The sequence below is a fragment of the Kutzneria sp. NPDC052558 genome (assembly GCF_044547355.1).
Classification (GTDB): domain Bacteria; phylum Actinomycetota; class Actinomycetes; order Mycobacteriales; family Pseudonocardiaceae; genus Kutzneria.
The window spans coordinates 55,117-71,830 of the sequence record NZ_JBIUAG010000002.1 but is presented as its reverse complement, the minus strand read 5'-3'; the positions used below and the strand labels follow the sequence as shown (position 1 = coordinate 71,830).

At 70.8% G+C, this 16,714-nt stretch carries 19 protein-coding genes; 9 read left to right on the top strand and 10 right to left on the bottom strand.

The features are described from left to right. Positions 1-5: 5 nt before the first annotated feature. Genes lepA through ACIG5F_RS03330 form a run of 3 tightly spaced genes read left to right on the top strand, consistent with a single transcriptional unit; the run spans position 6 to position 3,123 of the window. The gene (gene lepA, locus ACIG5F_RS03340) at positions 6-1,847 is read left to right on the top strand and encodes a translation elongation factor 4 (RefSeq protein WP_396515762.1); all 1,842 of its coding nucleotides are present in this window, start codon (positions 6-8) and stop codon (positions 1,845-1,847) included. 7 nt (positions 1,848-1,854) lie between these two features. Beyond that, complete coding sequence (locus tag ACIG5F_RS03335) at positions 1,855-2,511, top strand: hypothetical protein (protein WP_396515761.1); 657 nt, start codon at positions 1,855-1,857, stop codon at positions 2,509-2,511. Between the two features lie 3 nt (positions 2,512-2,514). Continuing rightward, positions 2,515-3,123: a hypothetical protein gene (locus ACIG5F_RS03330; RefSeq protein WP_396515760.1), complete on the top strand. Its 609-nt coding sequence runs from the start codon at positions 2,515-2,517 to the stop codon at positions 3,121-3,123. Here the strand turns inward: ACIG5F_RS03330 and ACIG5F_RS03325 are convergent. The 3 genes from ACIG5F_RS03325 to ACIG5F_RS03315 form a co-directional block, all read right to left on the bottom strand. Then, a complete protein-coding gene (locus tag ACIG5F_RS03325) occupies positions 3,111-3,587 on the bottom strand; it encodes a hypothetical protein (protein ID WP_396515759.1) in 477 nt (158 codons plus the stop codon). The genes ACIG5F_RS03330 and ACIG5F_RS03325 overlap by 13 nt on opposite strands. A 91-nt stretch (positions 3,588-3,678) precedes the next feature. Then, positions 3,679-4,071 carry a DUF3224 domain-containing protein gene (locus ACIG5F_RS03320; RefSeq protein WP_396515758.1) on the bottom strand — a complete coding sequence of 131 codons (393 nt, stop codon included), beginning with the start codon at positions 4,069-4,071 and terminating at the stop codon, positions 3,679-3,681. A 15-nt stretch (positions 4,072-4,086) separates the two neighbouring features. After that, positions 4,087-4,536, bottom strand: coding sequence for an HD domain-containing protein (locus tag ACIG5F_RS03315; protein WP_396515757.1), 450 nt, complete (start codon positions 4,534-4,536; stop codon positions 4,087-4,089). Positions 4,537-4,579: 43 nt separating this feature from the next. Here ACIG5F_RS03315 and ACIG5F_RS03310 point away from each other — a divergent pair, with 43 nt between their 5' ends. Beyond that, positions 4,580-5,284 (top strand): M50 family metallopeptidase, encoded by a 705-nt coding sequence (locus ACIG5F_RS03310; RefSeq protein WP_396515756.1) that lies wholly within the window; start codon positions 4,580-4,582, stop codon positions 5,282-5,284. Between the two features lie 10 nt (positions 5,285-5,294). Further along, a complete protein-coding gene (locus tag ACIG5F_RS03305; protein ID WP_396515755.1) occupies positions 5,295-6,347 on the top strand; it encodes an NAD(P)H-dependent flavin oxidoreductase in 1,053 nt (350 codons plus the stop codon). Here ACIG5F_RS03305 and ACIG5F_RS03300 read toward each other — a convergent pair. After that, the gene (locus tag ACIG5F_RS03300; RefSeq protein ID WP_396515754.1) at positions 6,328-7,302 is read right to left on the bottom strand and encodes a zinc-binding dehydrogenase; all 975 of its coding nucleotides are present in this window, start codon (positions 7,300-7,302) and stop codon (positions 6,328-6,330) included. The genes ACIG5F_RS03305 and ACIG5F_RS03300 overlap by 20 nt on opposite strands. Positions 7,303-7,326: 24 nt before the next feature. On the opposite strand from ACIG5F_RS03300, the gene ACIG5F_RS03295 reads away from it, so the two are divergent. The 3 genes from ACIG5F_RS03295 to ACIG5F_RS03285 are packed head-to-tail and all read left to right on the top strand — an operon-like array spanning position 7,327 to position 8,316. Next, the gene (locus tag ACIG5F_RS03295; RefSeq protein ID WP_396515753.1) at positions 7,327-7,575 is read left to right on the top strand and encodes a hypothetical protein; all 249 of its coding nucleotides are present in this window, start codon (positions 7,327-7,329) and stop codon (positions 7,573-7,575) included. A gap of 10 nt (positions 7,576-7,585) precedes the next feature. After that, on the top strand, positions 7,586-8,032 hold the full coding sequence (locus tag ACIG5F_RS03290; RefSeq protein WP_396515752.1) for a ribonuclease domain-containing protein: 447 nt from the start codon (positions 7,586-7,588) through the stop codon (positions 8,030-8,032). Next, the gene (locus ACIG5F_RS03285; protein WP_396515751.1) at positions 8,029-8,316 is read left to right on the top strand and encodes a barstar family protein; all 288 of its coding nucleotides are present in this window, start codon (positions 8,029-8,031) and stop codon (positions 8,314-8,316) included. The genes ACIG5F_RS03290 and ACIG5F_RS03285 overlap by 4 nt, the downstream gene beginning before the upstream one ends. Here the strand turns inward: ACIG5F_RS03285 and ACIG5F_RS03280 are convergent. Continuing rightward, complete coding sequence (locus tag ACIG5F_RS03280; RefSeq protein ID WP_396515750.1) at positions 8,304-9,080, bottom strand: enoyl-CoA hydratase family protein; 777 nt, start codon at positions 9,078-9,080, stop codon at positions 8,304-8,306. The two genes, ACIG5F_RS03285 and ACIG5F_RS03280, sit on opposite strands and share 13 nt — an antisense overlap. A 316-nt stretch (positions 9,081-9,396) precedes the next feature. On the opposite strand from ACIG5F_RS03280, the gene ACIG5F_RS03275 reads away from it, so the two are divergent. Then, the gene (locus ACIG5F_RS03275) at positions 9,397-12,348 is read left to right on the top strand and encodes a protease pro-enzyme activation domain-containing protein (RefSeq protein ID WP_396515749.1); all 2,952 of its coding nucleotides are present in this window, start codon (positions 9,397-9,399) and stop codon (positions 12,346-12,348) included. 70 nt (positions 12,349-12,418) lie between these two features. Here the strand turns inward: ACIG5F_RS03275 and ACIG5F_RS03270 are convergent, their stop codons facing one another. The 5 genes from ACIG5F_RS03270 to ACIG5F_RS03250 all read right to left on the bottom strand — a co-directional run bounded on the left by ACIG5F_RS03270 (position 12,419) and on the right by ACIG5F_RS03250 (position 16,714). Next, positions 12,419-13,042: a cyclase gene (locus ACIG5F_RS03270; protein WP_396515748.1), complete on the bottom strand. Its 624-nt coding sequence runs from the start codon at positions 13,040-13,042 to the stop codon at positions 12,419-12,421. A gap of 159 nt (positions 13,043-13,201) precedes the next feature. Continuing rightward, the gene (locus tag ACIG5F_RS03265) at positions 13,202-13,951 is read right to left on the bottom strand and encodes a sirohydrochlorin chelatase (RefSeq protein ID WP_396515747.1); all 750 of its coding nucleotides are present in this window, start codon (positions 13,949-13,951) and stop codon (positions 13,202-13,204) included. Positions 13,952-13,954: 3 nt separating this feature from the next. After that, positions 13,955-14,833, bottom strand: a complete 879-nt coding sequence (locus ACIG5F_RS03260) for an ABC transporter permease (protein WP_396515746.1) — start codon at positions 14,831-14,833, stop codon at positions 13,955-13,957. Next, positions 14,820-15,605, bottom strand: coding sequence for an ABC transporter ATP-binding protein (locus ACIG5F_RS03255; RefSeq protein ID WP_396515745.1), 786 nt, complete (start codon positions 15,603-15,605; stop codon positions 14,820-14,822). Before ACIG5F_RS03255 ends, ACIG5F_RS03260 begins: the two co-directional genes overlap by 14 nt. A gap of 29 nt (positions 15,606-15,634) precedes the next feature. Continuing rightward, positions 15,635-16,714 (bottom strand): ABC transporter substrate-binding protein, encoded by a 1,080-nt coding sequence (locus ACIG5F_RS03250; RefSeq protein WP_396515744.1) that lies wholly within the window; start codon positions 16,712-16,714, stop codon positions 15,635-15,637.

Sequence of the window (16,714 nt, the reverse complement as noted above, 5' to 3'; positions counted from 1 at the left end):
CCCCAGTGAGCACGTTCGCCGACAGCACGTTCACGTCCCCGGAGCTGATCCGGAACTTCTGCATCATCGCGCACATCGACCACGGCAAGTCCACCCTGGCCGACCGGATGCTGCAGCTGACGGGCGTGGTCGAGGCACGCGCGATGCGGGCCCAGTACCTGGACCGGATGGACATCGAGCGCGAGCGCGGCATCACCATCAAGGCCCAGAACGTGCGGCTGCCCTGGCAGCTGGACGGCCAGGACCACGTGCTGCACATGATCGACACACCCGGCCACGTGGACTTCACCTACGAGGTGTCGCGGGCGCTGGAGGCGTGCGAGGGCGCGATCCTGCTGGTTGACGCGGCCCAGGGCATCGAGGCGCAGACGCTGGCCAACCTGTACCTGGCGCTGGAGAACGACCTCACCATCATCCCGGTGCTGAACAAGATCGACCTGCCGGCGGCCGATCCGGACAAGTACGCCAAGGAGCTCGCCCACATCATCGGCTGCGAGCCCGAGGACGTGCTGCGGGTCTCGGCCAAGACCGGCCTCGGCGTCGAGGCGCTGCTGGACGAGGTCGTCCGCAAGGTGCCGGCCCCGGTCGGCGAGGCCGACGCCCCGCCGCGGGCGATGATCTTCGACTCGGTCTACGACACCTACCGCGGCGTCGTCACCTACATCCGGGTGGTCGACGGCAAGATCACGCCCCGGCAGCGGATCCGGATGATGTCCACCGGCGCCACCCACGAGCTGCTCGAGGTCGGCATCATCAGCCCCGAGCCCAAGCCCTCGGCCGGCCTCGGCGTCGGCGAGGTGGGCTACCTGATCACCGGCGTGAAGGACGTGCGGCAGTCCAAGGTCGGCGACACCGTGACGTCCGAGCGGCACGGGGCGAGCGAGCCGCTGGCTGGCTACCGCGACCCCAAGCCCATGGTCTACTCCGGGCTGTACCCCATGGACGGCTCCGACTACCCGGACCTGCGGGAGGCGCTGGAGAAGCTCCAGCTCAACGACGCCGCCCTGACCTTCGAGCCCGAGACCTCGGCCGCGCTGGGCTTCGGCTTCCGCTGCGGCTTCCTCGGGCTGCTGCACCTGGAGATCACCCGGGACCGGCTGGAGCGGGAGTTCGGGCTGGACCTGATCTCCACCGCGCCCAACGTGGTCTACCGGGTCATCTCCGACGACGGCGCCGAGAACATCGTCACCAACCCGTCGGACTGGGTGAACGGCAAGATCGCCGAGGTCTACGAGCCGATCACCAAGTGCACCATCATCGCCCCCAGCGACTTCATCGGCGCGATCATGGAGCTCTGCCAGTCCAAGCGCGGGCAGCTGCTCGGCATGGACTACCTCTCCGAGGACCGCGTGGAGCTGCGCTACACCATGCCCCTCGCCGAGATCATCTTCGACTTCTTCGACTCCCTGAAGTCCCGCACCCGCGGCTACGCCTCGCTGGACTACGAGGAGTCCGGCGAGCAGTCCGCCGACCTCGTCAAGGTCGACATCCTGCTCCAGGGCGAGGCCGTCGACGCCTTCTCCGCCATCGTGCACCGCGACGCCGCCTACGGCTACGGCACCCGCATGGCCACCAAGCTGCGCGAGCTCATCCCCCGCCAGCAGTTCGAGGTCCCCATCCAGGCCGCCATCGGCTCCCGCATCATCGCCCGCGAGACCATCCGCGCCATCCGCAAGGACGTCCTCGCCAAGTGCTACGGCGGCGACATCACCCGTAAGCGCAAGCTGCTGGAGAAGCAGAAGGAGGGCAAGAAGCGCATGAAGATGGTCGGCCGCGTCGAGGTCCCCCAGGAAGCCTTCGTCGCCGCGCTGTCGACGGAGGACTCGGGCAGCAAGGGCAAGAAGTAGCTTCGCTTTGGTCGATCACCTCGGGGAGGGAGTGATCGGTATGTGGGTCGAATTCCAGGTTGGCATCCGCCCGCACACACAGGCTTGGCCCTGCGCTGGATCCACGCTCGCGTGGATCCAGCGCACCGCCGCCGACCATGTCCAGGACACGGCCCTCGCCGCCCGCCTGCGCGAACTGGCCGACGCCGGCCCGCAGTCGATGCACTTCTACGACGTCGAGCCGAGGCAGGTCCCCGAGTTCGTCGAAGCGCTCGCCGACGTCCTCCTGTCCGCCGCCGAACGGGAACACGATGCCGGCTTCGTGCTCGCCATCCGGGAACTGGTCGACCTCGTCACCACTTGGCGGTCCGAACACGTGGCGTGGCTGACCATCCTGACCAGCGACAAGGCGATCGCCGACAGCCGCCCTCCGGCCGCCGTCGGCGCCACCGTCGAGGAGGTCCTTTTCTCCCTGCGCGCCGACGGCTATGACGAAGTGAGATGCCTGCACGCGGTACGGGAACTGACCGGCTGCGACCTCGGCGAGGCAGATCGAGTCGTGCGCTTCAGCCGCGCGTGGGCCGATCGGCGTGAGTTCAACCTGGCTCTCCAGGCCACCTTTGTCGAGGCGCTGGAGACCTTGGCCGCGGAATCCGGGTCGGCCGGCGACCCATCGGGGGAGTGAACGATGTCCGCCAGTTTCACCATCGGGTTCGGCCGCTGGCCGGACGCGTGGGACAGCACCCGAGGAATGCTCAATTGGGTCGAGACCGTCGTCGCCGAGCACACCGACGACGCTGCCCTCGCCGCTGGCCTGCGTGAACTTGCCGACTGCGGGTACCAGTTCCTGAGCTTCCACCTGATCGAACGGGACCAGGTGCCCGAGCTGGTCCAGGTCGTCATCGACGCCCTGATGTCCGCCGCCGAGCAGGAGTTCCACGACCGTCCCGAGATCGTGGCCCACGTCCAGGAGTTGGTCGACTTCGTCACGGAATGGCAGGTCGACCACCTGGAGGAGCTTCTGGCCTGGGACCACGACGCCGCCCTCGCCGCGTGCCGCCTCTCGCTGACCCGCGGCGCCACCGTCAACGACGTCCTGCTCCGTCTGCGTGCCACCGGCTTCTCCCCGGCCGACTGCGTCCAGGCGCTCCACACCTTGACCGGCCGTACCCTGGCCGAGATGGCCGACGTGATCCACCGCAGCGATGCGTGGGCGGACTGCCGCCGGCGGCAGTCCGGTGACCTGCTCCGTGAGGCCCTCGACAAGGGCTTGGCCGACTCCACTCAGCCCCGCTGACAGCCGTCCGGCCAGATGACGGTGACGGGGACGCCGTGTTGCTGGGCGTGGGTGACGACGTCGGCGGTGCCGCCGCGGCCGGCGGCGGGTTGGCCGTCCCAGACGGCGACGAGGTGGTCGGCGCCGGTGACCATGCGGACGCTGGCGGCCATGTAGGCCTCGCGGCCGGGCTGGTCGTAGTCCATGGTGACGACTTCGCTGGCTTGCTGGAGTAAGGCGTCGTAGGTGGGGTGGTAGTCGGCGGGCAGCCGCTCGCGGTAGCGCTGGGCGGGCAGCACGGCGATGAGGGAGCCGCCCTCGTCGAGCACGGCCTGGGCGAACAGGGCGTCGGCGCCGTCGGCGAGGCAGCTGACGCCGACGAGGGGCTGGTGGCGGCGGAGCTCGGCCCGGAGAGCGGCGTCGACCAGGGCGCGGGTGGGGCCCGGGAGCCCACGGTGTCCGGTGATGGCGATCCGGGTCATCATGTCTTCTCCTCGTTCGAGGGGCAGCCCCTCGATCGTGCCGTGGACCAGCGCAAATGGGGAAGACGGCCATTGGGTGGCTCACGCCATTGGTTCAGACCTCGTAGTCCAACCGGTAACTGTGCGTGCCATCCTCGGCGATGTCGATACGGAGCGTGCCGGTGATGCCGGTGAGCTTGCCGGTGCCGGAGTCGGGCACGATGCGCACGCTCATCTCGCTGGACTCGCCGGCCATCACGGCGTGGTGCTGCAGCACGAAGGAGCCGTCGAGCCCGTCGAGGCTGCCGACGAAACGTTCGATGGCCACATAGGCCGCGGAGGTCGGCACGGGGCCGCCGGCGGTGAGCAGCCGAGCGGTGCTCGTGCCGGAGAGTCCGCCGACGAAGGCCTTGCCGACGTCGATGGCGCCGAGCTTGACGCCCTCGGCGTCCAGGTAGGTCTGGTCGTCCCAGCGGGTGATGTCGAAGGTGCCCTGTGCTGTGGTCATGGCCCCAGCTTGGACCTAATCCCTGCCATCTTTTGTCAGGTATGAGTCGAGCAGTCGCAACGCGGTGTCGTACTTGAGCCGCAGTCGGGTCTGGGTGGCCTCGTCGAGCGCGGCGAACCGGGCGGGGGACATGTTGTCGGCGATGTCGGCGTGCTTGACGACAACGGCGATCGGGTCGGCGGCGACCCGGGCGAGGTAGTCGGCCTGCGGCTCGTCGGGGAGATGGCTGAGCGCGACGACGGCCTCGACCACCCGTTCGGGGCAGCCGGCGGCCCGCAGGTCCTCGGCGGTGACCGGGGTGTCCTCGATCACGTCGTGCAGCACGGCGGCCATCCGCTCGTGCTCGCCGGAGACCCGGTTCATCACCCGCACCGGGTGCCCGATGTAGGGTTTGCCGCTCTTGTCGAGCTGACCGTCGTGCGCGTCGGTGGCGATCGTTACCGCGTCCGAAACTGAGAAGACCATGTCGGGAGTCAACGGGATGGCCTTTGGCACGTCCACCGTTTCGATGGACCTCACGGATGTCTGGAACCGGGTGCTCGGCGGCCAGCCGGGCCCGCAGTTGACGTTGGTGCTGATCGCCGGCGCGGTGGCGCTGCTGGCGGTGCTGCCCTGGCGGGTGTGGCGGATCACCCGCAACCTGGTGACGATCGCGCACGAGGGCGGCCACGCCCTGGTCGCGGTGCTCACGGGCCGCCGCCTGACCGGGATCCAGCTGCACTCCGACACCTCGGGCCTGACCCTGACCAGGGGAAAGCCGCGCGGCCCCGGCATGGTGCTGACCGCGGCCGCCGGCTACGTCACGCCGTCGCTGCTCGGGTTGGGCGTCGCCGCGCTGCTGGGCGCCGGCAAGATCACCCTGCTGCTGTGGGTCACGATCGTGCTGCTGGCGGCCATGCTGGTGATGATCCGCAACGCCTTCGGCGTGCTGTCGGTGCTGGTCACCGGCGGCCTGGTGTTCGTCGTGTCCTGGTACGCCCCGAGCGACGTCCAGGCGGTCTTCGGCTACGTGCTGGCCTGGTTTCTGCTGCTCGGCGGCGTCCGCCCGGTCTTCGAACTCCAGCGCAAGCGTTGGCGCGGCCGGGCCCCGGACTCGGACGCCGACCAGCTGGCCAAGATCACCGGGGTGCCGGGCGGCCTGTGGGTGACGCTGTTCGGATTGGTGAGCATCGCCTCGCTGGTCATCGGGTCCACGCTGCTGCTGCCGCACTAGTGTCCAAGGAGTGATCGAGCAGCTGCGCGTCCCCGTGATCGTCGCCCCGATGGCGGGCGGCGGGTCCACTCCCGAACTGGTCGCCGCGGTGGTGGGGGCCGGCGGCTTCGGCTTCACGCCGGGCGGCTATCTCAGCGTCCAGGCGATGGCCGAGCAGATCGCGAAGACCAGCGCGCTGACCGACGGCCGGTTCGGCGTGAACCTGTTCGTGCCGGGCCCGAACGCCAAGCCCGATCTCGGCGACTATCCGGAGCGGGTGGCGGTCGAGTCGGCGCGGCTGGGCGTCGAGCCGGGCGACCCGCGCTGGGAGGACGACGACTTTCCGGCGAAGCTGGAAATCGTGCTGGCGCAACGGGTCCCGGTGGTGTCGTTCACGTTCGGGCTGCCGGACACGGCCGACGTGGATCGGCTGCACGCGGCCGGCGCGGAGATCGTCGCCACGGTGACGACGCCGGCCGAGGCACAGCAGGCGACGCAGCTGGGCGTCGACGCGTTGGCGGTGCAGGGCTTCGAGGCCGGCGGCCATCGCGGCACCCTGACCGACGACGGCGTCTCGCCCGGCGGCGGCGAGGAGTTCGGTCTGCTGGCGCTGATCCGCCGCGTCTCGGCCGTCACCGATCTGCCGCTGATCGCCGCCGGCGGCCTCGTGCACGGCGCCGACGTGGCGGCGGTGTTGACGGCCGGCGCGGTCGCGGCCCAGCTCGGCTCGGCCTTCCTGCGCTGCCCGGAGGCCGGCACCTCCGCGACGCACCAGGCGGCCCTGCGCGACGGCACGCGGCGCACGGCGATCACCCGGGCATTCACCGGCCGGCCGGCCCGTGGCCTGGTCAACCGGTTCCTCAGTGAGAACACCGAGGATGCCCCGGTCGGCTATCCCCAGGTCCACCACCTGACTCGCCCGATGCGGGCGGCCGCGGCCAAGGCCGGCGACCCCGAGCTGGTGCACCTGTGGGCCGGCCAGACCTACCAGCTGGCCGAGGAGCTCCCCGCGGCCGAGCTGGTGGCCAGGCTCGACCGCGAGGCCCGTGCCGCGGTCGAGCGGGTCAGCCGGCGTCTCGGCTGAGCACGATCTTGCCGGCGACGTCGCCGTCCAGCATGGCCTTGAGGCCCTCGGCGGCCCGCTCGAACGGCAGCTCGGCGCCGATCTGCGGGCGCACGCCGGCCAGGTCGCAGAACTTGAGCAGGTCGGCCAGCTCCTCGCGGGTGCCCATGGTCGAGCCGACGACCCGCAGCTGGAGGAAGAACAGCCGCTGCAACTCGGCGGCGGAGGCGTCGCCGGTGGTCGCGCCGGAGATGACCACGATGCCGCCGGGCTTGAGCGACTTCATGGTGTGCGACCAAGTGGCCTTGCCGACCGTCTCGAACACGCCGTCCACCCGCTCGGGCAGCCGCGCCCCCGACTCGAACGCCTCGTGCGCGCCGAGCTGCTTGGCCAGGGCCCGCTTCTCCTCGCTGCGCCCGGTCACCCACACCCGGAAGCCGGCGGCCACGCCGAGCTGGATCAGGGCAGTGGCCACGCCGCCGGAAGCGCCCTGCACCAGCATGGTCTGCCCCGGCCGCAGGCCCGACTTCACGAACAGCATCCGGTACGCCGTCAGCCACGCCGTGCCCATGCACGCCGCCTCGGCGAAGGTCAGCCCGGCCGGCTTGGGCAGCGCGTTGCGGCGCGGCACCACGATGGTCTCGGCGAAGGAGCCCTGGTGCTTCTCGGTGAGCAGGGTGCGCTTCGGGTCCAGGGTCTCGTCGCCGCCCCAGTCCGGGTCGCCGATGACCGAGTGCAGCACCACCTCGGTGCCGTCCTCCAGCACGCCGGCGCCGTCGCAGCCCAGGATCATCGGGAACTGCTCGGGTTTGATGCCCACGCCCCGCAGCGTCCACAGGTCGTGCATGTTCAGGCTGGCCGCGCGGACCGAGACGCTGACCCAGCCGGGCGGGGGCGTCGGGGTGTCGCGCTCGCCGACCACCAGCGAGGCCAGCGGGTCGGCGGGGTTCGGCTCGGAGGCGTAAACAGCGAACATACGCCGAACCTATACCCTGGATTCGTGTTCGACTGGATCGCCGACACCTGGGACGGGATCGAGCTGTGGGTCGCGCAGCTGTGGTTCCCGCTGCAGTTCGCCCTGGTGATGGTGGTGCTGCTGCCGCTGCTGCGGGCGGTGGCGTGGCTGATCGAACGGGTCGTGGACCGGCTGTCGGCGTGGCTGGCCCCGCGCTACCGGGCCGAGCCGACGCTGTGGGGCATCGAGGAGAAGGAGCGGGCCGCCGGAGCGGGCGGCCGCCGGCCTTCGTAGGCTCAGCGGCGTGACCTCGCGCCGACGCATCACCTTCGCCCTGGTCGGCCTGATCGTGCTGGTGCTGGCCGGTTGGCTGATCAGGGACCTGTCCACCGGCTCGGGCTCCCCGGCCCCGACCACGTCGAGCTCGGCCGCCTCCGCCGGCGCCGTGCCGGGCGCGTCCTCGGGCCTGCCGGTCAAGGCGCTGTCCACGCTGCCCAAGGAGGCCGCCGCCACCTGGAAGCTGATCCAGCAGGGCGGGCCGTACCCGTACCCCAAGAACGACGGCGTGGTGTTCCACAACAACGGGAACGTGCTGCCGCGCAACAAGGACGGCTACTACCACGAGTACACCGTGGACACGCCGGGCGCGAAGAACCGGGCCACCCGCCGGCTGATCACCGGCTCCCAACGTGAGCTGTACTACACCGACGACCACTATGACTCGTTCGTGGTCGTGGACCCGACGAAATGAGCGGTATGCGGCACGTACTCGACGGCACCGCCCTGCACGACAAAAGATCCGCGCTGGACGCCATCGCCGCGGCGCTGTCCTTTCCCGACTACTTCGGCCGCAACCTGGACGCCCTGCGAGACTGCCTCACCGACCTGTCCTGGCTGCCGGCCGGCGAGCATGTCCTGGTGTGGCGGCACCACGAGGTGCTGCGCGGCGACGACCCGGCCGCGTACGAGCGGATCGTCGCCGTCCTCAAGCAGTCCGCCTCGGAGAACCCTGAGTTCTCCTATCAGCTTTCCTGAGGCACCCAGCTCGGCTTGCGCTTCTGCACGAAGGCGGCGATGCCCTCCTGGCCCTCCTCGCCGGCGAAGTGCTTGGCCGACAGCTCCAGCATGTCGGTGAAGTCCTGGCCCATGTCGCCGGTCCGGGGCTCGCGCAGCATCTCCTTGGTCGCCGCCAGCGCGTTCGGCGCGCCCATGGCCAGCATGCCCGTGTAGCGCTCCACCTCGGCGTCCAGGCCGTCCGCCGGCACCGAGGCGTTGATCAGTCCGATCCGCACCGCCCGGTCCGCGCCGAACGTCTCCCCGGTCAGGAACAGCTCGTGCGCCGCCCGCGGCAGCAGCCTCGGCAGCACCGTCACCGAGATCACCGCCGGGACCACGCCGATGCGCACCTCCGAGAACGCGAACGTGGCCGTGTCCACCGCCACCGCGATGTCACAGGCCGCCACGATGCCCACGCCTCCGGCCCGCGCCGGGCCCGCCAGCTTCGCCACCACCGGCTTCGGGCTGGTCCACAGCTGCTCCAGGATCGCCGGGAACTCGTTGACGCCCTGCTGTTCCGTGCTGGCCCCGCCCGCTTCCTTCAGGTCCATGCCCGCGCAGAACACCGGGCCGGTGTGGGCCAGCACCACCACCCGCACCCCGTCGTCGGCCACCGCCGCCGCCAGGTGGTCCCGCAGCTCCCGCCGCAACTGCGCGGACAGCGCGTTCCGGTTGTGCGGCGAGTCCAGCGTGATCGTCGCGATGCCCCGTCGCACCTCGTAGTGCACCAGCTCGTCAGCCATGGCCGCACTCTATTCGGAGCACCTGTCAGGGGCCGAGGCACCGTTGCTCACATACCCGAAGTTTTCGGTCCCGTCCGGGGTCACCCGCTGGTAGTGTCTCGCCGGCAAGGGGGAGTCACGGGGAGTGAAACCGCCGTTGCAGGGCGGCTGGATGCTTCACGTCTTCCTCTTGGTCGGGGTTCACGTACGCGCGTGTTCCAGGGAGGAATGCATGTCAGACACGGACACCGGTAGATCCTGGACCGGGTCACCGTGGCGTCGCCGGTTACAGGCGGCCACGATCGCAGCAGTCGGTCTCACGGTCATCGCGACGCCCATGGCGTCGGCGCAGACCACTCAGGCGGGCCTGGTCCCGCAGGCGGTCGGCCAGGCGCCGGCCGTTCCCCACGGTGCGGTCGCGGCGGCGGCGCCCGCAGCGGACGCGAAGCTCAACCTGTCGGTGGCGCTGGCACCGCGCGACCAGGCGGCATTGGACGCCTTCGTACAGCGGGTGTCGGACCCGAAGTCCCCGCAGTACAAGCAGTATCTGGGCAAGGGACAGTTCGGCGGCGTTTTCGGCGCGACGCAGAAGACCATCGACGCGGTGACGAAGTCGCTGCGGGACGCGGGTCTGACGCCGGGCACGCCGACGCCGGACGGCCTGAGCATCCCGGTGACGGCCACGGTGGCGCAGGCGAAGTCGGCGTTGGGCGTGGACATCGCCGGCTACAAGATGCCGGACGGGCGGCTCACCTACGCCAACACGAGCGCGCCGAAGCTGCCGGCCTCGGTGGCCCCGTCGGTGACCGGCGTGCTGGGCCTGAACAACCTGGTGAAGCCGACGCCGAGCAACACGTCGACGGCGAAGCGCTTCGGCGCCTCGGCCACCGCCGCGGCCAAGCCGAACCTGAACACGCCCGGGGTCTGCCCGCAGATCCGGGATCTCGCGTCCAGCAACGGGTTCCGTGACACCTTCGAGTACTGGGAGCCCTACTCCCTCGCGCAGTCCTACGCGTACAACATCGACCCGCTGTTCGGCCAGTACGGCGACAACGGCAACGGCGTGACGGTGGGGATCTTCGAGCTCGAGGACTTCTCCTACGGCGACATCGTCGAGTTCCAGAACTGCATGAACGCGCACGCCAACGTCAACAAGATCCCGGTGGCCGGCGGCCCGCACACGGCGCCCGACCCCAACGGGGGCGTCGGCACGGAGTCGGCGCTGGACATCGAGTACGTCAACGGCATCGCGCCCGGCGCCACGGTCAACGTCTACCAGGGCCCGGACGCCAACGTGGCCAGCGACAACGACGTGCTCCAGACCTACCAGCGCATGGTCACCGACGACACCGCCCAGGTGATCTCCACTAGCTGGGGCCTGTGCGAGGCGGACCTGACGACCAGCTACATGACCGCGGAGAAGAACATCTTCGCGCAGGCCGCGGCGCAGGGACAGACCGTGGTGGCCTCCTCGGGCGACCAGGGCTCCTCCGGCTGCTACTACGGCCAGGGCGCGCCCAACTCGAGCCTGCTCAACGTGAGCGACCCGGCCAACCAGCAGTACGTCACCGCGGTCGGCGGCACGAGCAAGTTCGGGCCGAACACCACTGAGTCGGTGTGGAACACGCCGGCCGGCGGCGGCCGACCGGGCATCGCGACCGGTGGCGGCGTGTCGACCTTCACCGTCCTGTCCGGCGCGGCGAACTACCAGGCGGGGCGGACCGGTCCCGGCTACTCGAGCACCGTCTGCAACGCGCCGGCCGGCGCGGCCTGCCGGCAGGTGCCGGACGTCGCGGCGATCGGCGACCCGAACACGGGCTACCTGATCGCCAACGGCACGTTCACCAACGGCGGGCAGACCGTGCCGACCTGGACGATCATCGGCGGCACCAGCGGGTCCGCGCCGTTGTGGGCGGGCATCTTCGCGCTGGCCAACAGCAGCCACCCGTGTGCGGCGACCGGCCCGGTGGGCTTCGCCAACCCGGCGCTGTACGCGGCCCCGTCGAGCACCTACTTCGACGTGATCCAGGGCAGCAACTACGTGTCCGACTCGGGCAACACCAAGGTCCTCTACTCGGCGGGCAGCGGCTACGACCTGACCACGGGGCTGGGCACGCCGCACGCGCCGCAGGTTGTGGAGGCGGTGTGCAACGCCAAGCCGGCCCCGGCGGGTGCGAAGTACACGCCGGTGGCGCCGTCGCGGTTGCTGGACACCAGGTCGACGGGTCAGACGCTCGGCGGGGGCAGCACGCTGCCGCTGCAGGTGGCGGGTCAGGGCGGCGTGCCGGCGACCGGCGCGACCGCGGTGGTGCTGAACGTGACGGCCACCAACACCACGGGCAACAGCTTCCTCACGGTGTTCCCGGACGGGCAGCCGCGGCCGATCTCCTCGAACCTGAACTACACGCCGGGCGTGACGGTGCCGAACCTGGTCACCGTGCAGCTGCCGGCCAACGGGAAGATCGACTTCTACAACAACGCCGGCAACGCCGACGTGGTGGCCGACGTGTTCGGCTACTACTCGGCCGACGGTGCCAGCGGCTACAAGCAGGCGGGCCCGGCCCGGCTGCTGGACACCCGCAGCAGCGGCCCGTCGCTGGGCGACCACGGGACCCGGCTGCTCCAGGTGACCGGCCAGCAGGGCATCCCGGCCACCGACGTCACGGCGGTGATCCTCAACGTCACGGCGACCAACCCGACCGGGAACAGCTTCATCTCGGTCTACCCGGGCGGCACCCCGGTGCCGGCCTCGTCGAACCTGAACTTCGGCCCGGGCCAGACCATCGCCAACCTGGTGACGGTCCCGGTCGGCAGTGACGGCACGGTGTCGTTCTTCAACCACGTCGGCACGGTGGACGTGGTGGCCGACGTGTTCGGGTACTACACGACCAACGGCACCGGCCTGAGCTTCCACGCCACGGCCCCGGCCCGGCTGGCCGACAGCCGCACCGGCGCCGGCCTGATCGGCAACAACGGCTCGCCGATCGGTTCGGGCGGGGTCGCGCAGCTGGCGATCCAGAACGTCAACGGCCAGGCCGGCAACAACGGTCTGCTGGGCACTGCCGGCGCGCTGGCGCTCAACGTGACGGCGACCAACCCGACGGCCAACAGCTACCTGACGGTCTACGGTTCCAGCACGCCGCTGCCGTCCTCGTCGAACCTGAACTTCACGCCGGGTCTGACGATCCCGAACTCGGTGGTGGTGCCGACCAACGGCGGCGCGATCAACCTGTTCAACCACGTCGGCAACGTGGACGTGGTGGTCGACCTGTTCGGGTACTTCTCCTGATCTGACACCAGAAAAGCGTGTGCCCGGCCTCCGCACGATGGCCGGGCACACGCTTTTTTTCGGCCTGGCGTCAACCGATGGTGGTGCTGGTCAGCGTCGGGGCCGGGCTGGGGAAGCAGGTGGTCGGGGCGTCGATCGGGAAGCCGAACACCGAGACCGTGGTGGTGAACTTCAGGCCGGCGTCGGTGAAGCTGGTGCCGGCCAGCGTGGTGGTGATGACGCCGGACGCGCCGGCGGTCAGGTTGAGCGTCAGGGCCGGCAGCTGGAACTGCGCGCCGCCGTTGATCGGGCCGGTCACCGAGGTGACGATGTTGTTGCCCACCTGGGCCACCGAGGCGGTGCCGAAGCCGGAGCCGCCGGACAGGCTGAACGAGTTCACGGTGGCGTTGGCCGGCACCGGCACGGCCAGCGTCAGGTTCTTGACCGAGCTGACCGTGAAGGAGCCGGCCTTGGTCGGCACGGTGTTGAGGCCGGGGGCGAGCGTGATCGTCAGCGAGCCACCGGGCGCCACCGTGGCCGGGGCGCTGGAGTCGACGTTCTGCTGGAGGCTCAGCGTCGAGGTCGTGCCGGCCGCCTTGCCCTGGCAGGAGTAGTTCACCGACTGGGTGTCGGCCGAGGCCACGCCGGCCAGGCCCAGCAGCGGCACGATCGCCAGGGCCGCGCCGGCCAGCAGGCGCGAGCTTGTCTTGATCACGGGAGCCACCTCGCTGTGGTTGCAGGGTCAACGTGAAACGTGTTCACGATCACAGCGTTACCCGCGAGTAACAGGCCGACAAGGGTTAACACTTCACAGCGAAACCCGTTGTCGGACAAGACAGTTCGCCCCCATCCGGTTGGCGGGGGTGAACAACGCTCAGGCCGACCGTACGCCGACCGTGCCCAGCGTGGCCGCCGAGTAGCGGTGCAGCACCAGCTCCGCGACGTCGATGTCCGCGCCCAGCGGCTGAGCGATCGTCACGTCCGGCGCGGCCGAACGGGCCTGCGCGATGACCCGGTCGGGCAGTAGACCCGGGGCCAGGAACCAGGATCCGAGCGCGATGCGCTTGGCCCCGGCCGCCCGCAGGCGCGCGATCGCCGCCGGCACCGCGGGGTCGGCCGCGGCGGCGAACGCCGCCGTCGCCCCGGCCCAGCCGGATTCGCGGGCCCAGCGCCGCGCGACGTTGTGCACCAAGGCATTCGCCGACGCCTGGGAGGAACCCGCTGCCGCCAACACGATGCCGACCTCAGGGTCGTCATGGCGCACACCGGCAGCGGCCAGACGGCGCAGCGCCGCCGACTCCAGTCGCGGATCCGGCCCGAGCACGTCGGCGATGCGAATGGACAGTCGCGGGTGCCGCGCGGCCGCCGGCACGTCCACCTTGGCGTGGTAGGCACTTCCGAGCAGCAGCGGCACCACGACCGCCTCCCGGTGTCCGTCCCAGGCCACGGCCGACAGCACGTCGGTCAGTCGGGGCGCGGACAGGTCGAGGAACGCGGCCCGCACATCCAGGCCCGGCCGAAGCGCCCGCACGACGTCCAACAGCTCGTGCACGGTCGCGGCGGATCGGGGATCCCGGCTGCCGTGGGCGACAGCGATCAACGGCGGGCTGATCAACGGCGTCATCGGTCAGAAGGCTCCGCTCAGTCCACGCGCCCGCAGCACCGAGCGCTCCAGCGGGCGGAACACCAGCAGCTCGATGCCGATGCCCACCAACAGGATCAGGAAGATGGCGGCGATCACGGTCGGCATGTCGCTCAGCGCCCGGCCGTCCTCAAGGAACGCGCCGAGTCCCTTGCCCAGCTGCGGCGACACGGCGATGATCTCGGCGGCCATCAGCGACCGCCACGAGAAGGCCCAGCCCTGCTTGAGCCCGGCCAGGTAGCCCGGCAGCGCGGCCGGCAGCAGGATGTGCCGGGCCGAGGCCAGCCGGGACGCGCCGAGCACCGCGCCGACCCGCGGCAGGATCGGCGGGATCTGGTCGATGCCGGCGACCAGGCCGTTGGCGATCGAGGGCACCGAGCCCATCAGCACCACGAAGTACACCGTCGACGGTGTGACGCCGAACCACAGCACCGCGGCCGGCACCCAGGCCACCGAGGGCAGGCTCTGCAAGCCCGACAGCAGCGGCCCGATCGCCGCCCGGACCACCCGGACCTTGGCCACGACCAGTCCCAGCGGTGTGCCGATCAGCACGCCGGCCAGGAAGCCGAGCACGGCGCGGTGCACCGAGTTCCACAGGACCTCGAACGCCTGGCCGTTCCGCGCGTTCTCGGCGATCACGGCCCACACCGAGGCCGGCGAGGGCAGCTGGTACTCGGGCCAGAACGCGGCGGCCCACAGCGCCTGCCACACCACCAGCAGCAGCACGACGGCGATGACGGGCGGGGCCACCACGGCCGCCGCCCGCCGCCACGACCACCCGTGCCGCTGAGTCGGCGTGTCCAGCGCGTCGAGGCCCGCCTCGACCGCCGCGACCGACTCGTCGACGACGTCAGGCTGCGGCATGGCTGCTGATCACCTCACGCAGGCTCGTGTTGATCTCGTCCACGGCGACCAGCTCGTCGGCCGGGCTCAGCCCGTCGACCGGCCACTCGCGCACCACCCGGCCGGGCCGCGAGGACAGCAGAACCACGCGCTGCCCCAACCGAACCGCCTCGCGCACGTCGTGGGTCACGAACAGCACCGCCGTGTTGGTGGCCCGCCACACCCGCAGCAGCTCGCCCTGCAACACGTCCCGGGTGATCGCGTCCAGCGCGGAGAACGGCTCGTCCATCAGCAGCAGCGCCGGCGAGCCGTCGCCGGCCCCCTGCACGGCCGAGGCCAGCGCCCGGGCCAGCGCGACCCGCTGCCGCATGCCGCCGGACAGCTCGTGCGGCCGCTTGTCGCCGAGACCGGACAGCCGCACCAGCTCCAGCAGCTCGGCCGCCCGCTCGCGGCGCTCGGCCCGCCGCACGCCGCTGAAGCGCAGCGCCAGCTCCACATTGCGGGCGGCGGTCAGCCACGGCATCAGCGCGGCCTCCTGGAACATCACCGCCGGCCGGGAGGTGCGCAGCGTGATGTCCCCGGCGGTCGGCCGGTCCAGGCCGGCCACCAGGTTGAGCAGCGTCGTCTTGCCGCACCCGGACGCGCCGAGCAGGCACACGAACTCGCCCGGCGCGACCGACAGGTCCACGCCCTCCAGCGCGGCCACGGCGGACCGGCCGGAGCCGAAGCTCTTGTGCACGCCGGTCAGTCGCACGGCTGTGGTCATGGCGGAGGTCTCCAGCGTCGCGGTCATGTCCTCGCCCCTGCCTAGAGTCCGGTCAGTTACTTCTGGTCGAGTCCGGCGGCGTCGACGGCCGGCTTGCCCGCGGCCTGCAACACCTTGTTCAGCAACGTGAAGTCGGCGAAGCCCTTCACCGCCGGCGCGGTCTTGACCACGCCCGCGGTCACCTGATCCTTCGCCAGCTGCGGGAACTGCGCGGGCAGCGGGTCGGTGGTGAGCAGGATCTGGCCCCACGAGTCGTCGATCACGTTCTGCGCCAACGACTTTCCGGTCAGCTTCTTGAGCTGGCTGTTGACCGCGGTCTCGGCGTCGGCCTTGTTGGCGCTCGCCCAGTCCACCGCGTCCAGCTCGCCCTTGATCAGCGCCTGCACGGTCTGCGGGTGCTGCTGGAGGAACTGGGTGCGCACCACCAGCACGGTGGTCGGGAACTTGCCGTCCGGCCACAGCGAACGCTCGTCGACCAGCACCTTGGCCCCGCCCTCGATGACCAGCCGGGACGACCACGGCGCCGGCGCCCAGGCCGCGTCGATGTCGCCCTTCTTAAACAGGTCGAGCGTGGTGGCGTTGTCGGCGTTGGTCACCTTGACGTCGCCTCCGCCGGTGCCGACGGTGAGCTTGTTGTCGGCCAACCACTTCTTGAGCGCGATGTCCTGGGTGTTGGCCAGCTGCGGGGTGGCCACCGTCTTCCCCTTGAGATCGGCCGGCGAGCTGATGCCGTCCCGCACGACCAGCTGCGCGCCGCCCGAGGTCGCGCCGGCGATCAGCCGCACGCCCGCCCCCTCGGACTTGGCGTAGGCGTTGATGGCCGGGCCGGAGCCGATGAACGCGGCGTCCAGGGAGCCGCCCAGCAGCGCGCCGACCTCGTCCGGGCCGGCGTTGTACTGCTGGGTGGACAGCTTCGTGCTGCCCAGCTCCTTGGCGAAGAAGCCCTTCTCCAGGCCGATCAGCGCGGCCGCGTGCGTGACGTTGGGGAAGTAGCCGAGGTGGATCTCGGTGGCCGCCCCCTGGTCGGCGGCGGCCGGCGCCTGGGCGTCGCTGCCGCCGGCCCGAGAGCAGGCCGACAGCAGGGCTAACGCGGAGACACCGGCGATCAGGGCAAGGCTTCTTCTGCTGCTGCGCAT

Coding starts and splice junctions, on each gene's coding strand:
- ACIG5F_RS03330 (WP_396515760.1), top strand. CDS start 2,515: ATGTCCGCCAGTTTCACCATCGGGTTCGGCCGCTGGCCGGACGCGTGG.
- ACIG5F_RS03325 (WP_396515759.1), bottom strand. CDS start 3,587: ATGATGACCCGGATCGCCATCACCGGACACCGTGGGCTCCCGGGCCCC.
- ACIG5F_RS03320 (WP_396515758.1), bottom strand. CDS start 4,071: ATGACCACAGCACAGGGCACCTTCGACATCACCCGCTGGGACGACCAG.
- ACIG5F_RS03315 (WP_396515757.1), bottom strand. CDS start 4,536: ATGGTCTTCTCAGTTTCGGACGCGGTAACGATCGCCACCGACGCGCAC.
- ACIG5F_RS03310 (WP_396515756.1), top strand. CDS start 4,580: ATGGACCTCACGGATGTCTGGAACCGGGTGCTCGGCGGCCAGCCGGGC.
- ACIG5F_RS03300 (WP_396515754.1), bottom strand. CDS start 7,302: ATGTTCGCTGTTTACGCCTCCGAGCCGAACCCCGCCGACCCGCTGGCC.
- ACIG5F_RS03285 (WP_396515751.1), top strand. CDS start 8,029: ATGAGCGGTATGCGGCACGTACTCGACGGCACCGCCCTGCACGACAAA.
- ACIG5F_RS03280 (WP_396515750.1), bottom strand. CDS start 9,080: ATGGCTGACGAGCTGGTGCACTACGAGGTGCGACGGGGCATCGCGACG.
- ACIG5F_RS03275 (WP_396515749.1), top strand. CDS start 9,397: ATGGCGTCGGCGCAGACCACTCAGGCGGGCCTGGTCCCGCAGGCGGTC.
- ACIG5F_RS03265 (WP_396515747.1), bottom strand. CDS start 13,951: ATGACGCCGTTGATCAGCCCGCCGTTGATCGCTGTCGCCCACGGCAGC.
- ACIG5F_RS03260 (WP_396515746.1), bottom strand. CDS start 14,833: ATGCCGCAGCCTGACGTCGTCGACGAGTCGGTCGCGGCGGTCGAGGCG.
- ACIG5F_RS03255 (WP_396515745.1), bottom strand. CDS start 15,605: ATGACCGCGACGCTGGAGACCTCCGCCATGACCACAGCCGTGCGACTG.
- ACIG5F_RS03250 (WP_396515744.1), bottom strand. CDS start 16,714: ATGCGCAGCAGCAGAAGAAGCCTTGCCCTGATCGCCGGTGTCTCCGCG.